The organism is Bacteroidales bacterium (genome assembly GCA_014860585.1).
In the GTDB taxonomy this organism is placed as follows: domain Bacteria; phylum Bacteroidota; class Bacteroidia; order Bacteroidales; family 4484-276; genus RZYY01.
The window spans coordinates 1-17,576 of record JACZJL010000075.1 but is presented as its reverse complement, the minus strand read 5'-3'; the positions used below and the strand labels follow the sequence as shown (position 1 = coordinate 17,576).

Sequence of the window (17,576 nt, the reverse complement as noted above, 5' to 3'; positions counted from 1 at the left end):
TTTCAAAGTTTACAGACCATCCACCGGAGAACAATACAACCTCCAGGTAACCTATAACCCGCTGTTGAATAATGAATCGTTTGAGCAACAGGGAATTTCTGAGGTAAATTCAGTTAAATTTTCAGCAACAGGAGTGACTTTGGATGAGGTTCAACAGGTAAAAATCTATCCAAATCCTACTTCCGGGCTAATCCATATCGCCGGTATTGATGGAACAGTCACTTTAAAGTTACTCAACGGGTTTGGTTCAGAAGTATTTGCATCGGAAATTGCATTGCCCGGAACAATTGACCTATCGAGTCTTTCAAAAGGGATTTACCTGATGTGTATTGAACAAGGGACTATCAAAAGGTTCGAAAAGATTGTGCTGAAATAGAATTTGCTTTTTTTCCATAACCAAAAGGGTGCTGATCAAAATTTGGTCAGCACCCTTTTTTGTTGGGTGTTTTCACTCATTTGGGTGAAAATCCGTATCTTCTTTTTATAATGATAAACACTTAGCCTTTCCGGATCGTTCAATTGTAGAGTTTTATCAATTTGATTAACAATTGATTAACGAATATATCATCATTTTCTTGATGATTTTCTCCAATCGGGCATAACTATTGACTACTTAAAGTTGAAATGAAAAGTTTACCTAAGAACGGAGGAAAAATGAAACATAATCCCTCATCATTCTAATCGGTTGAAAAGTGCCTTTTACTGTTAGCTGGAATTTACACCTTCTATTATCTTTGAAGATTCGGTGATGCAATTTTCGAATGAAATTCTTGATTCAGACCAACCGAATCCTTTTGCACAAAAGGTGTTTCCCTGTAATACTCGGTAAGAATCCAACAACACTGTATCATCCTAAAATAAAGGATAAAATGAGTTATTCAAGATAACATTATTCAGTAAAATTTTAATGATTCATAAGGTTTGAAATATTTATTTCCGGAATGGATAATTTTTTTGGCTTAATCTCTTGACAATAAGATTTTTCTGCAGTAATTTTGTGCTTTTCGCAGAAACTGAAAAGTTCATTGAAACTTTAAATTATATCTATCACATTATCAATATTTTACATTTAAGAAATAATTATCATTCACCAAAAAAAAGTTTGTTATGAAAAAAAATCTCTCTCTAATCATTTACATCGCGGTGATCGCTGCATTTACCTCGATGTCGGATTGCCAGGCTGGTACCTTTAGCACAGATAAGGAAAAAACCGGTAATCAATCTGTAAAAGTCCTGCAAGGCGTAACTAACCCTTCCGGGCAAATTTCTTTTATTTCGGTTGAGAAAGTGACCACTGATTATCGATCCCATTTGGACGTTGTGGTTGATGAATTTGGCTTATCAGAGGATGGGAAGTTTCAACAAGAAGGATCGAAACTGGATGAATTAGATTTTGGTGATGCCCCTGATCAACCCTATCCTACCCTGCTAGTAAACAATGGCGCCCGACATTTATTAAATCAGAATGTTTTTCTCGGAAACCTCATAGACTCTGAAGCAGACGGGCAACCAACAACAAAGGCAGACGGTGACGACACAAATAACCTGGATGATGAAGACGGCATAACGTTCAAACCGCTGGTTGTTGGTCAGGTTGCCAATATCAAGGTGAAGGCATCAGTTGCAGGATATCTGAACGCCTGGGTGGATTTCAACAACAATGGGAGCTGGGCTGATGCCGGTGACCAGATTTTTAGCGACCAGCTTATGACTGCCGGTGTCAATAACCTGACTTTCAACATTCCGGCTGGAATCAATCCCGGAGAAACTTATACCCGCTTCAGGTTCAATACAACAGGTGGTTTGACCTATACAGGCCTTGCCGAAGATGGCGAAGTGGAAGACTACAAAGTGGTCATTAATCCCCCGGGATGGGGTTATATCCCCACCGGTTCAACTCACCTGATTGCAGTGCCGGTAAATGTTGCATTCAATTGCATTACACTTTCAGCCGGTGATTTTATCGGGGTATTTTACACAGATGACCAGGGAAATCCGGCCTGTGGTGGAGCAGTATTGTGGGATGCAGTGAATAACCAGGCAGTGGTTGCTTATGGGAACGACCAGACAACGCCGGTTAAGGATGGCTTTAGTGATGATGAATATTTTATGTGGAAAGTATTTTATAGTTCAACGGGTACACAGGAGATTCTAGTTGTTAACTATAATCAGTTGTTACCTGATACTGATGGCAAATATCACACCAACGGAATTTCAGGTCTTACAGCTATTTCAAAATCAATTACCCTAACCGTTTCTGCAGCTCCAAATCCAATATGCTCTGGATTAACTGTTCAACTTACTGCTAATGCTTCGGGTGGCTGCGGTACGTTATCATACATATGGACATCTGATCCGGTCGGATTTTCTTCTAATATCTCTAATCCAACAGACAATCCAACCACCACTACGACCTATTTTGTAACTGTTCAGGATAGTTATTCATCAGTTACAGATTCAGTGAAGGTTACAGTATTGCCATTGCCGCAGGTCAGTTGTCCGCAAAATTTCTCACTTTGCATCAATGATCCGGCTTACACCTTAACCGGTGGATCACCGGGCGGTGGAACCTACACCGGAACCGGAGTCTCAGCAGGAAAGTTTTACCCGGCAACAGCAGGTGTCGGAACGCATGTGATCACTTACACGTACACCGATACACAAACAGGTTGCACCAATTCCTGCACCTTCAAGATCACAGTCAATGCTTTGCCGCAGGTCAGTTGTCCGCAGAACTTCTCACTTTGCATCAATGATCCGGCTTACACCTTAACCGGCGGATCACCGGGCGGTGGAACCTACGCCGGAACCGGGGTATCAGCAGGAAAGTTTTACCCGGCAACAGCGGGTGTCGGAACGCATGTGATCACTTACACGTACACCGATACACAAACAGGTTGCACCAATTCCTGTACCTTCCAGATCACCGTCAATGCTTTGCCGCAGGTCAGTTGTCCGCAGAATTTTTCACTTTGCATCAATGATCCGGCTTACACATTAACCGGTGGATCACCGGGCGGTGGAACCTACACCGGAACCGGGGTATCAGCTGGGAAGTTTTACCCGGCAACAGCGGGAGTCGGAACCCATGTGATCACTTACACGTTCACCGATACACCAACAGGTTGCACCAATTCCTGCACTTTCCAGATCACCGTGAATGATGAACAGGTGATCAACATCCCTGGCGGGTGGAGTGGAGTGTCAAGTTACATAACACCTCCTAACACTGCAATGAGTTCAGTGATTGCACCCATTGGCGCCAACCTGGTCATCATCTCCAACTTTATCGGTTCCTTCTGGCCTGGTGGCGGTGTTTATACGTTGAATAACTGGGACAACTATTCAGGTTACTGGATCAAGGTAAATCAAAATTCATCATTACCAATTTGCGGTGTTGAAGTTTCCAACAAAACGGTTAATCTTGCCCAAAACTGGAATATTATCCCTGTACTCAGCACTTCACCAGTTTCTATTTTCAATCTGTTCAGCGGTGTTTCAGGATTCCAGATTGCCAAGGATGTTGCTGGAACCGGAGTTTACTGGCCGGCTTATTCGATCAATACGATCGGTAATGTTGTTCCCGGTAAAGCTTATTACGTGAGAATGAGCACTGCCGGCTCGATTGACTATTCATCTTCACCTAAATCCGATCAAAATTATGAAACGATTGACCTGAATAGCCTCGAAACACCCTGGAATCCTATCATTTCCACCCCGGCTTCGCATGTGGTTCTTTTCAACCTGACTGAAAGTCCATTCCGACCCGGAGACATCATTGGTGGTTTTACCAGCGAGGGCCTTTGCGCAGGATTAAGTCTGATTGAGAATTCAGCGACTCCATTTGTTATTGCTCTTAATGGGGATGATCCGATATCAGATGAAGTTACAGGATTTGTTCATGGCGAGCCCATCAGCTTCAAAATTTACAGACCGGATTCCGGTGAGGTTTTACTTCTTGAAGCAGAATACAATCCTGAGATGAATGCCGGGCTTTATGAATCCAATGGCCTTTCCGAGGTTAACCACATCAAAACCTCATCCTTGTCAGTGGTCAATATGCTTTACAAGTCATTGAAAGTTTACCCTAACCCCGGCAATGGTTTGTTTACCCTTGAAGGAGATGAAGAAGTAGTAAACATCATGGTTTTAAATGTTTATGGTGAAGCAATCATGACCAGGCAACTTAACGTTCCGGGAAACCTTGACTTATCTTCGCACCCTTCAGGTGTGTATCTACTCAAAGTGTTCACATCAGGTGGCTTCTTCTTTGAAAAACTGATCATCAGGTAATTCCGTGTTATCGAATCCAAAACCTGAACTTTCCCTCCTGACCCAAAGCAAAGTCAGGAGGGAAAGTAAAAGGGTGAGAACCCGGAGTTTTTGAAATGATTTCGATAAAACCAAAATAATTTAAACCTACTGAAATGAAAACATTAACAAAAATCTTAGTTGCATTAATTTTCATCCATGCAGGCATTTCCTACGGTCAAACTGATGAACCGCCTGTATCTTATTTTGAAGAAGAAGCCAACCATCTGCTTGGTCAATATAACAAAGAGAAAATAGCAGAGATCAGTGATTATCTCGAAAAGTTGAATGAATTCAATGACCAGGAATTGTCGGAGGAGCAAATGGGTTCTCTGGCAGCAATAAGGCAACGATTCAACGACTTTGGAGAGAACCAAAAATCCGGACCGGTTTATTTTATCTTTAAAAAAAGGGGTAATAAGTATTACTGGTTGTCAATGGGTTTGAGTGGATTAAAAATAAAGTATCTCGGAAAAAAATCCGACCAGCCATTGAATAAAGGAATTTCATACAGTGTTAGTCATGCGGTTGGGCAAATCCCAATCGTAATTGTCAGCAATGATTATGCTGAAACTGTAAATATCAATCCAATCACCTCGCCAATCATCCTTCTGGGTGCAGGAGCAACCATCGAAGATGCCGGGCCGGCATTTAAGATCGAGAATGTTCCGATCTATTCGGTGATCAGTGGATTTTATATTCGTAATTGCAATTCTGACTTCGGTGGTGGGGTAAAGATTATGGATTCGAACATCATTTTCCTGCTTAACTACCTGCAGGACAATCATGCTTCGGGGATGGGTGGGGGAATATACTGCCGGAATGGGGTTGGAATTACCTCCTTTATTGTCGGCAACGTGCTTCTGTCCAACCATGCTCCTGCCGGCGGTGGTTTGGCATTCCATCATGATCTTTCCACCATTGCCGCTTTGAACCAGATGAGAAGCAACAATGCTGCCATTGGTGGCGGAGCCTATTTCGATAAATCACTCACTTCGTTTATGTTCAATATTATCTACAACAATAACGCAGTTGACGGAGGCGGAATAGCAGTTGATCAGTCTTATTTTACCAACATTGGTGTCAATGTTATTAATGCTAACCAGGCTGGCAATCGTGGCGGCGGGATTTTTATAACCGGTCAGGACACCATCCCTTCATTGATTTGCTTCAATGCTGTTACCGGAAACACGGCTGGTCAGTCTGGCGGCGGTATAGCGATCGACAATGACTGCGATGCAATAATATTGCTCAACTATATAGATAACAACAATGCCCAGGCTGGCGGTGGGGTAGCCATTGATCAAGGAGATGTTAATACTACATTACTGGCTAACCTCATCTCATGTAACCATGCCGTGAACGGGGGAGGAATATGGCTGTTTGATGTCCAGAACACCAATGGCGCGATTGGAGTAAACCGCATCTATAACAACATCGCAGATGTGACGGGTGGAGGCATCTGTATATTTGGCGATTTGACCAATTCGTGGATTTCGCTTAATAATAAGATTTCACATAATACAAGCCCGGTAGGTGGCGGAATTTACATCTCAGGCTTCAATATTCCACAAATACGCGATAATGAAATCTATCTGAACACTTCAAACCTTGGGGCCGGAATATTTTGCCAGGGGGGAACTACTGCTGAAATCATTAATAATGATATTTTTCAAAACTGCGCTGAGGAAAAAGGTGGCGGCATTTATGTCACCGGGTTGCTGACCGATCCAAAAATTAAGCTGGCCAATGAATTTTTAAAAAACTATGCCAAAAAAGGAGGAGGCATTTACCTCGATAATTTATGTAATCCTTTAATTTCCGGGAACGATTTCCTGAAAAATCAGGCTGAGGAGGGGGGTGCAATTTTTGCCAATACGGATGCATTCCAGATTTTAAGCAATTTGTTCAAATGGAACCACTCTGTTTTTAATGGTGGCGGAATTTTCATCAACCCGGGGATGAGTCCTGAGATCAAAAGCAATTTATTTGAATACAATATTGCCGGAAAAGGAACATTTTCAGGTTGTAGCAAAACTCAAACAGGAGATATCAAAGCGGGCCCATACAACGGTGGCGCTGTTTTCATGGCAGGCGCCAATACTGATCCTAAAATTCATAACAACAATTTTAAGAAAAATGCAGCTTCTAACGGAGGAGCCCTTTCCATCGAGGACAATGCAAACCCCGAGGTTAAAGACAACTATTTTTACAGCAACCTCGCTGATTTTGATACAACAGGAAATGGTTGTGGTGGAGCAATACATATCAGCAATGCTTCTCCTCTGATTGAGGGCGACAGTTTGATATGGAATTACGCTGTTTATGGAGGTGGAATTGCTTGCCTCAACGGCGCCAAACCTCAGATTACCAGCTCCAACTTCCGGTGGAATATTGCTGATTACAAATCAGAAGGTGAAGGGATAGGCGGCGCCATCTATGTTTCGGGAGAAGGAACTGAACCTGTCATTGGACTACCGGATATGTCTAATCTTTTCAAGGAAAACATTGCCGAGCAGGGAGGAGCCATTGCAGCCGACCTGGGTGCAGTTTTCGATGTTCAGTCCAACTGGTTTTTTTCCAATCACACCGACTTCAACGAAGACGGCTCTGGTAATGGGGGTGCACTTTTTGCCACGGATAGCGGAACAGACCTGGTGGTTGGCGGAAATGCCATTGACGGAGAGGACAATCTGTTCGAGTACAATACTGCCGGTTCTCCGGGATTCCCGGGACTGGCCAACGGTGGCGCCATCGCTGCGGTAAAAGGAGCCGTGCTCACCATCCTTGGTAATACTTTCGACAACCGGAATGCCTGCACCAATAACGGCGGAGCTGTTTACCTGGAAGGTGATGGAACCTATGCATTAATTGGTGGGCAGAACGATGATGAAATCATTAATACACCGCAGCTCAATGAGGAAAGGAAAGACCTGGTCTGGGTTGAGCAGTTGGGAAATATCATCCGCAACAACAACCGGTCCCTCAAAAAGCAAATTTCGCTGCCCGAGATTGACTGGCCTGAAGAACCCGAACCCGACACCGTCTCTTATACTTACGAAACTCCCCCACCATTTCCCGACACCATCGAAGTTCCTCACTATGAACCCTTCAGGGATTCTTACATCACCACCATCCAACCCGACTATTTGCCTCCTTACAAATACACCTACATCACGGATAATGCCGGCGGGCTTCAGGTGTTAAATGTTACTAACCCTTTAACTCCGGTGATTACAGCCACATTTCCTTCAAATGACCAGTCAACAGATGTGTGTGTTTCAGGAAACCTGATTTTTGTAGCTGATGGCTCAGGAGGTATTAAGGTGATTGATAAAAGCCCAATGTACGCCGGGTTGCCCCCGGTGGAACTCTATACGCTTGTGTTTGCCGATGTTGCTATAGTTGAGGTAGAAGCAGACCTTCAGAATCTTTATGCTTTGGGTGATGACAATACGCTCTACTTTGGCAAAATTTTCGGCAATACGGTCAATCTGAATGGAAGCTATACTCCTCTCAATCCGGATGAGAACTTAACCGGTATTTGTGCGGCCAATAATTATTTGTATCTCTCCATGCAGATGATGCAGGATGCCCTTTTCATGGTTTCTCAGGTGATTCCGGGCGACCCGCCATTCCTCGAATTATTTCCTCCGGTTGCCTTCCCTATGAGTTCAATCGTTGATATCGCTGTTTTTGATTTTAATGCTTACCTGGCCATGAACCAAAGGTTAGGAGAGGAAGATATGGCGATGATTATGAAATTGGAGGTCATTGATCCAAACATGATTATCATCCTGGGCACACCCATTCCACCTGTTCCGGATCAGCTTTGCTACTCCGCTTATGTGAATGCTTCCACTATCTACCTGACACTGAATGACAGTTTCATCAGATATGACCAAATCACCGGTATGCAGGATTTCTTTCCATCAACATCGCTGATCAGTGATTTGTATGAGGATGCCGGTTTTGTTTTTCTTGGAAATACCGGTGAAGGTTTACAGATTTGCGAAGCCTTCAACATGATGCCGGTTATAACTATGGCTTTTGCTCCGGTGTATAAGGAAAAAGAGATCAATTTGTACACATGGGTAAGTTACCCGCCTGAAGAGTTCTTTATGGATCTGCCTCCATTACCCGACACCGTGATCATCCCGGGTGTAGGCGAACCGCTAAAATCAACCCCCCGCGGTCCGTATAATCAGACACAAGACATTTTTTCGCAAGTAAAGGATCTGTACAAAGCAATCGTCAGGGAAACAGACACCCTGATCACCATTAACGGCGGCTTCCTCGCTGTGGTTGATACGGCAGAAACAAGAGTGCTGGGGAACCTCATTGGCGGCAGCAGTCCGTTTGTTGCCAATTATGCAACGGAGAAAGGTGGAGGCATTTATGTTAAAAATGCAGGAACCATGGTGCATATCGGAGAATCTGAGACAAAAGAGGGAGACCAGAAAAATTTCATCATCGGTAATCTGGCGGATAAAGGGGGTGGAATTGCTGTTGTAAATCATGACAATATCCTCCTGATCGAAAATAACATCATTGGCGGTGCACCCGAGTTTCATAGTAATGTGGCCGGCACTTATGGTGGCGGTTTCTATAGCTGGAAATCAAAAAGTATCCTCACCGGTAATATCATCCAGAACAATTATTCAGGCATTGAAAAAGATAAACTCAAGCCGGAAACAGGCTTTGGAGGTGGGCTTGCCCTCGATTCATCCAATACACAAATCAATAATAACTGGATCATTGATAATTTCTCTTTCGGAAATGCCGGTGGAATTGGCATTATGGGAGGGAAAACGGTTTTAAAACAAAATACGCTGACTGAAAATAAAGGCATCAGGTCACTATCGAGAGTCAACCAGCAGGCCATGGGTGTGGGAGATGATTTTTATGCTGAAGCCCTTTCGGATAGTTGTATTCTATCGAAAAATGTTTTTGATCATGTAGGCAGTTTCGAAGCTTATTCAATTTATGTGGATACAGTTTCATCAACCGGTTTATCCAAACTGGAGATCACCGAAAATAATGTGTGGAACACAACGGGGAAGAGATATGGTGGGTTCCGCACAGAACCTACAGGCAGCGATGGAAACATCTCTGTCAATCCATTATTTGTTGATCCTGAAAACGACAATTTTAACCTTGATATTAATTCCCCCTGCAACAGTATGGGCTGGAATCCCGATCCGGGCAACACCGTGGTTGGCGACACCACCTATTGGGTTCCTGATGATTTTTCTACAATCACCGCAGCAATGAATGCTGCAATTTATGGCGATATCATTAAAGTCAGAAAGAACTACAGTTCCCAATCCGAAACATTCCCGATCAACGTAAAAAGCGGTGTGTTCCTGACAGGGCTGGCTTTCAAAGAAGATTCACTTAACCTGAACCTGACCCCCGAAACCATACTCAGGGCTGTTCCGGAAACCAACATCCTCCAATTGGACAGCACCGACGACCGCACCATTATTGCAGGCCTCAGACTTACTGCTGCCGACACCGCCATTACCATAAACAACGGCAGTGCTTTCATCTATGGAAACATCTTCGACAGTATTGCTATGGGAATCAAGATGAGATACAACGACACAACCCAGATGGGTTTCAACGACAATGTGTTTGTGGATCATAATACGTTCAGTGACGGACATATTGATATCGAATATGATTCACTGGCAGCAAACCGGGCTGAAATAGGTCAGGTAAAAATGCACCATGGCCCAATCATTTCCTACAACATCGGAAGTGTGTTTTGTAACCTCGACTCCATTGCCTCCAGGGTTCCGTTCCACCTGGTATTCGAAACCAATGATTTCTGGCCAAATGGGATAACCGGCTGCAATCAGGATGTTTATGGACTTTCGTCAACCAATTTTCAGAATGATCCGCTTTTTCATGATGAACTCAATAAAGACTTCCATCTCGACCAGGCCTCTCCCTGCCTTTTGACAAACAATTACACTTACCTGGTTGGCGCCCAGTATCAGTATATTGATGTTGATTTCAGTGGCGATCCCGTCGAAGGCTGGAAACCATTGACGGTAACTTTCAGCGACAGTTCAAGCACTGCATTGCCTCCACTCAATTATTTCTGGGCATTTGGCGATAGTCAGACGGATACGGCTCATAACCCGACACATATTTATCCTGACACGGGAACTTATGATGTTTCGTTTACAGTACAAGACAGGTATGCATACAAAACAGAGCTTAAGACAGGCTATATCAAGGTACTGATTCCACGCCATGATCTGAGCATTCCGGAAGGATGGAGTGGCGTTTCCACTTTTATTGTTCCTGTTCCTGATACCTTGCCGGAGATGTTCGCTCCGGTTGAAGATGAACTGATCATCCTCTTCAACCTGGGAGGTGTTTACTGGCCCGGACAGAATGTGAATACTATCGGACACTGGGATGCCTATAACGGATATGTGATCAAGGTTACGGAAGATGTGGCACTGAGTGTTACCGGCGAACAACTCGACAGCCGGTCAGTTGTTTTGAACCAGGGTTGGAACCTTATCCCTGTATTTACCCAATCATCGGCCCCGGCACTTTTGGGAAGTCTGCCCGGATTTGTCGTCGCCAAGGGTGTTGCCAATGCTGAGATTCTCTGGCCGAATTACAATATTGCAACCCTACAGACACTCAATACCGGAAAGTCCTATTTTGTGTATACAACCCAGTCCGGTACAATATCCTATGCTAAAAGTACCTCTTCAGGCATTGTTGAACCTCCCGAATTGATTTTGGAAACTCCATGGAATGAAATCATCAGGACTCCGTACACTCATTTGGTTGCATTCACCGCCGAATGCCTGAAAGTGCTTGAACCGGGTGATATGATCGCTGCTTTCAATTCCACAGGATTGTGTGTTGGTGCATCAGTTGTTGGAGATTTTGGCGATGAAGTGGTTTTGATCCTCTTCGGCGACGATCCAACCACCGAAATCATAGAAGGGTATCTTGAAGAAGAACCGGTCACCTTGAAATGTTTCCGTCAAAGCACTGGTGAAGTATTCGATCTTGAAGTAAAATGGGAAGAGCAACTGAACCATTCCGGCTTATTTGAAACCCATGGACTGTCGGCGGTTACTGATATCAAAGTTGGCTCGACCGGAGAAGTGCTGATCGCACAACGTTCAATAAAAATCTACCCGAATCCGTCTAAAGGAACCTTTACTATTTCCGGATTGCAGGGAGAATGCAGTATCGTTATCGTCAATGCAGTCGGAAATGAAGTATTTGAAAAACAAGTCAACCTGCCGGCAAACATTGACATTTCGAATCAGCCGAATGGTATTTATCTAATTATAATAACAGCTTTTCATGATGTCATTCTAAGGAAGTTGGTCATCAATTAGTTCATATCTTACTTCATGATAGATTCTCTCCCACTTTGATTGGGAGAGAATTTAGCCTGAAGTTTTTCTTTCAGAACTAGAAAAAGTGATTTTTCTATATATGTGAAAAACCCACTCAATATTATGAATCATCAATAAAAATGACTACTAGACAACATGTTCGAAAGATAATTGAAATAGTACCTGAATTGAAAAAATTTGCATGGTATTATTAATTATCTTATTTTTCGAAATATTTTGAAATCCTATAAAAGATTAACCTAAAAATGAGAAAACAAAATTCAAGAAAATCAATCAGAGATGAGCCAAATTCTGAAATTCTAACCAATCAGTATCGGATCAATCCGAATCACTTAATAAGTAAAAATTGGAATATCTGTCTTAAGTGATGAAAATTGTTTAAAAATCAAAACTTTAAGAAATAGTTTATTTAAAAAATAGGAGATTAGAAAATGAAAAAAAATGTATTATTTATATCCTCAGCTTTGATGCTGTTTCTTTGCATTTCAACCATTGTTTTAGCTAATGAAGGAAGGGTAACATTTTTAAATAATGCGCAAAGGCAAGGACAAATTACTGCAACTATACGTTTTTCAAATGGGACAAGATGTAACATTCAAACAAACGTAACACATCCAAATGGAACAACCGCAACAGATAAGGCAAATCAACTTGCACAGGATATTAGCAATCAATGTCCAGGGGTTTCAGCAGTAGCTATAGCAGGAACTGGTACAGTACAAATCACAACAACAGGTGGTAATGACATGACTGAAATTGATATAACTGATGGTACAGGGCAGAGAAAGACAATTAATCCGAGTAATCTAGATGATGGCAATTTAAGAGTAAGTCTTGACTTAAGTGGCACGGGGAGCTGCTCCGACGGCTCTGCATATGTGAGTCTTGATGCTTACGAAGTTTCTGCCGATATTGCTACATTTGGAAAGACTGGTTCACAAGTTACATCAGAAATGGCAACTTTATTGTCGGAGTTATTACAGGACACGGATATCCAGGTTATTTCTATCAACTTTGGAAATGAAACCGGTCGTCTAGTTATACAAAACCTTCCCAGTGAATTTTCAACAATTACATTTGAAGCCGGCGGAGATTGTGGTATTGATGATAGAGTCGTAATGTCAAAAAATCAAGAAAATGCCATCCCCACCCTCTCAGAATGGGGTGTCATTATTCTTCTACTTCTGTTACTTGCGGTAGGTATGGTTTTCGTGTACAAAAGGCAAACAGCATTGGCGCTGGCCGGTGGCGTTGAAGAAGCTGGCGGAACACAATTAATGCTTTTCAATAAACAGTTGTATGCGAAAGTGTTTGGTTTTACCCTTCTTGCAGGGCTGGTCTTCCTCGGTTTAACCTATCTTGTTGCAGGGGAAATCACTGCGGCGGATCCGCTTGGTACATTTGTTAGTGCGGGGATTATAGCCTATATGATTCATCTGGGAATTTTAAGAAAATCCTGATCTTATTATGTTTAACCTAATTTACCAGAGGCCGACATGAAACAAAATTTATTGATTTTACCAGGACAGTTTTACCGGCAATATCCAGTCTTTTCTTTTGTGGGGCTGGTTGCGTTGTTCATCATTCTGTTTTATTTCTTGTACCGTCAGCCGTTGATTGAAAATGTCATTTTCACCCCTCTGGTCAACTTTTATGCACGCTTGTCGGGGCACTTCCTATCAATAATCGGGTTTTCAAACGAGGTAAGCGCAGATATGATTTCCTCTTCAGCATTTTCGGTGAGTGTGAAAAAAGGATGTGATGCTGCCGAGCCAATGGCTATTTTTATTGTGGGTATTCTTGCATTTCCTGCATTGATCAAACAAAAGCTTGCCGGTCTTGGTTTTGGGTTAACAATTCTATTTGCGCTCAACATCATTCGCATTGCCTCTCTTTATCTGATGGGCATTTATTATCCTGATTACTTCGAAGCCATGCATCTGGCTGTGTGGCAAGTGGCTTTTATCCTTATTGCTGTGATGCTCTGGTTTTTGTGGCTGAGCTATGTTGTAAATAAACCCAAAATAGTATGATAACAACAAGAAAAGCACTTCTATCGGTTTTGATCTTTATTGTGGTTTACACTTTGTTGCTGATCCCGCAGATCAATGTTAACAAGGCCTATGCTGAGCTATTCTGCAAGCTGGGCAATTACCTGTACAGGGATTTCCCGCGAGGCGGCTACGTGAAATTGTCAATTCAAAGCGACAGGGGTAAAAACGATATCGCGCTTTTCTTGTCAAGAGCCGACTGGATCAAAGAAAGAAAACTGACCGGAGTAACCACAGACAAGGCCAGCGACAGGATAGGTTACCTGATCACAGCGTTTTATGTTGCCCTCGTACTGTCAACGCCAATGTCCTGGAAAAGAAAAGTTGTTGCACTTGTATTGGGGCTGGTTCTGATGACTGCATTTGTGATGCTCAAAGTTTACATCATCATTCTGCAATCCTATACCCTTGTTGACTGGTTCGATTTGTATCAGGAACCTGCCGAAAAAGAAAAGATACAATTCTGGTACAGTCATTTTGCTGCACCTGCCACTTATGGATATTCATTTGCTGTAATCTTGTGGCTGGCTTTGAGCATCGGAAAAAAGGAATGGAAGCAGCTAAATGCATTGATGGTTGCAAAAATCTCCGTCAAAAAAGGCAATTCTACTTCGAAAACGCTCACACAGCGTAATTGATAATTTGATAAATTTTCTGAATGTGAAGATTTAGTTCTTTAAAAATTGAAGTTTTAATTGACAGCTATTCATTTTCCTTCCATTCAGATAAATTGACTAATTAATAATATAAATAATTCATTATGAGAAAAATACAAATTTTACTAAAGATACCAATTTTTTCTTTCCTGTTCTTTATTATAAGCGTAGCAATTCCGATTAATAAAGCGATTAGTCAGGAAATTATAAAGTCCAGGGATGTAAAAAGCTGGTACGTTGGATGGCTAAATAGTCCTGATAGTCTTGGGGTTCTCATCAACAACTCATTCAGTGATTCAGAAAAAGATTCAGTACGAGCGGCAATGCAACGATGGAATGCCGCAGGATGTATCCCAAAATTCAAGGAGGTTACATCTTCATCTGACGCTCAGGTTACTATTAATAAAGGACCTGTAGATGACGGGGATGCCGGACTATGCGAGACAACTCGCAGAAGAAGTGACAACAAAGTTATTTTAGCCGAAATCACCATTTCACCTGACCATAATTCCCCACCAAATCCTTTGAGCCTGAAAGAGGTAGCCACACATGAACTTGGGCATGCATTAGGGCTTAGAGACACAGATGCGACTGCAAATGCTTCTGATGTCATGAAAGGATCAGGTCCCACTAATGGCAGTGATGGAAATCTATCTCAACATGATTCAACCGAAATGCGCCAGGCAGCAAATAGCATAACCGTAATGGGAGCAGAACCAACGGACAAAGTAATTGCTTTTATACCTGAAAAGGCTGTTACCCCTGGCGAGTTCAATGTGCTTGGTTTTGATCTGATGGATGTTTATCCACCAGGATCAAATGCATTTGTCCAATCATCTGTAGATGAGATGTTATTTATTGAATTTGCAAATATCAATAATAACATCCTTGAAGTTGGGATTTTTACCCCTCCTGAGCATTACTCAGGAGAGCTATATCTCGACATAACCATCTTAACTCCTGATGGCCTCGAATTTTCTTATCTCGGCATTCATTACATAAATAGCAATCCGATTCCGCTGACTTTTTTTGAGTGTCCGTTTATTATCATTGAAGCGGCCGGAGCATATCATATTGATTGGCTAATGCTTCATACCTATCCATTTCCTGATCCGTTGCGAGCCACTCTTGTTGTTGATGAGGAAGTATTTTACGAAGTGCGTCCCAACGGAAATTTTAAAATTGATCTTCCACCGGGAGAGCATCTCATCGAACTTTTTGTTGATGATTACCAGGTTAACAGCGCCTCCTTTTCAATGATGTGTGAAGTGCCTGTTATGCCATCAACAATAACCCTGGGACAGGGTACGGATTCAAATTCACCTACCGGATGGCCTACTCCTTATGGAACGTATTTCAAAAACTTCAGGCAGCAATACCTAATCCTGGCTTCAGAACTAAGCAGCCTTGGGCTGGTGGAAGGGCCAATAACATCGCTTGCCTTTGATGTTGCCGCCATGAATAATTGTTCCCCAATGCCAAATTTCACAATCCAAATAAAACATACCAATGCGCAGGAACTCACTCCAGTTTTCGATAACGAACCCTATCAGCTTGTTTGGTCGCATCCGGAGTTTCTGCCTGCCGAGGGCTGGAATACACATCAGTTTTTTGAGCCATTTTTCTGGAATGGATTTGAAAATGTTTTGATTGATATTTGCTGCGACCTGATACCGGGTAATTACACTCAAAATGCATCTGTCTTTTTTACTCCAACCGATTTTAACAGTTGCCTGAGATTTCAGAGCGACAGTGAGATTGCGTGTGGTACCGGCAACAATGGAACTCTTTCGGTGAACAGGGCAAACATGCAATTAGCCGGTACAATTGGTGATTGTCCTCCACCTCAAGACTTATTAGCAGAGGTAATTACCGCTACAGGCGCCATTTTAAAATGGACACCTGCTACCAATCATATGGCGTGGAATGTTGAGCTGGGTTATCCCGGATTTCAACCCGGAACCGGCCAAGCTTTGCAAAGCCAGATAGGTACGGATGTAAATTTCTGGCCGGTTGAGGGGTTGGAGCAGGCTACTGATTATGAATTTTTCGTGCAGGCAGTTTGTAATGATGGAAGTCTGAGCAATTGGTCATTACCAGGTTCATTTACTACTTCTTGTGGAATATTCGAGCTGCCCTTTACAGAATCTTTCGATCAGGCCGAATTTCCTGAATGCTGGTCTCAGTCCTTTGAAGGTGGCCTGACCTCTGAAAGGTGGAATGTCAATAACACATCAAATGCAGGGGGAGAACCTTTTGAAATGAAAGCTACTTATCAATCTCAAATCGGAGTTTCCAGACTTATTACCCCTCCTTTAAATCTTGAACCAGGAGCAGTTGTGCTGCTTGAATTCAAACATTTTTATAATGATTATGGCGATGGGTGTACGTTTAAAATCCAATCAAGTATTGATGGTATTAACTGGATTGATGAAGGATTTATGTTTATGTCGGGAAATGGAGACATTGGGCCCGAAACGATATCAATACCTATTGGCAACCTCTCACCAAATACACAAATAGCCTGGGTAATTGATGGAAATCATTTTCAGTTTGATAACTGGTATATTGATGCTGTAAATATTACTACCTCATCAGTTTTTCCGATCATCATTTGTCCGCCTGATATTATTGCGACAAACGACCCCGGTTTATGTTTGGCAGGTTTCGTTGAACTTGGAGAACCCACCGTTGACGACCCGAATGGAATTGAAATTGTTTACAACAATGCTCCAGCCGAAGGTTTTCCTGTCGGAACAACCATAGTGACCTGGACAGCAGTAAATCTGATTGGTGATTCAAATTCGTGTGATCAGCTTGTGCTGGTCGAGGACAATGAACCACCGGTTATTCCATCAATCCCCGATATTATGATTGAAAATGATCCGGCTGATTGCGGCGCTATTGTGGAGTGGGAGCCTCCGGTTCCAACCGACAATTGCGGAGTAGAATCCAGTGAAAGCCTTTTCCAGCCCGGCGACTGGTTTCCTGTTGGTGAAACCGATGTAACCTACACCGCCACTGATGTTCATGGCAATCAGGGCTTTTCAGGATTCAGAATCACTGTGATTGATGTGGAAGACCCCGACATACCCGATCTTCCTGATCTGGAAACTCCGAACGATCCCGGTGATTGCGGAGCAACCTTAACCTGG

7 protein-coding genes are annotated in these 17,576 nt (G+C 42.7%); all 7 read left to right on the top strand.

The genetic code is table 11. From position 1 onward, the window contains the following. Positions 1-376 (top strand): T9SS type A sorting domain-containing protein (locus IH598_07860; GenBank protein ID MBE0638419.1); only part of this gene is annotated, 376 nt, incomplete at its 5' end. A gap of 731 nt (positions 377-1,107) precedes the next feature. Then, positions 1,108-4,293 carry a T9SS type A sorting domain-containing protein gene (locus IH598_07855; protein MBE0638418.1) on the top strand — a complete coding sequence of 1,062 codons (3,186 nt, stop codon included), beginning with the start codon at positions 1,108-1,110 and terminating at the stop codon, positions 4,291-4,293. 134 nt (positions 4,294-4,427) lie between these two features. Then, on the top strand, positions 4,428-11,693 hold the full coding sequence (locus IH598_07850; protein ID MBE0638417.1) for a PKD domain-containing protein: 7,266 nt from the start codon (positions 4,428-4,430) through the stop codon (positions 11,691-11,693). A 452-nt stretch (positions 11,694-12,145) separates the two neighbouring features. Beyond that, on the top strand, positions 12,146-13,174 hold the full coding sequence (locus IH598_07845) for a hypothetical protein (protein ID MBE0638416.1): 1,029 nt from the start codon (positions 12,146-12,148) through the stop codon (positions 13,172-13,174). Positions 13,175-13,210: 36 nt separating this feature from the next. Beyond that, positions 13,211-13,747, top strand: coding sequence for an archaeosortase/exosortase family protein (locus IH598_07840; GenBank protein ID MBE0638415.1), 537 nt, complete (start codon positions 13,211-13,213; stop codon positions 13,745-13,747). Beyond that, positions 13,744-14,403 carry a hypothetical protein gene (locus tag IH598_07835; protein ID MBE0638414.1) on the top strand — a complete coding sequence of 220 codons (660 nt, stop codon included), beginning with the start codon at positions 13,744-13,746 and terminating at the stop codon, positions 14,401-14,403. The genes IH598_07840 and IH598_07835 overlap by 4 nt, the downstream gene beginning before the upstream one ends. A gap of 122 nt (positions 14,404-14,525) precedes the next feature. Next, on the top strand, positions 14,526-17,576 hold a 3,051-nt coding region (locus IH598_07830; protein ID MBE0638413.1), incomplete at its 3' end, for an HYR domain-containing protein.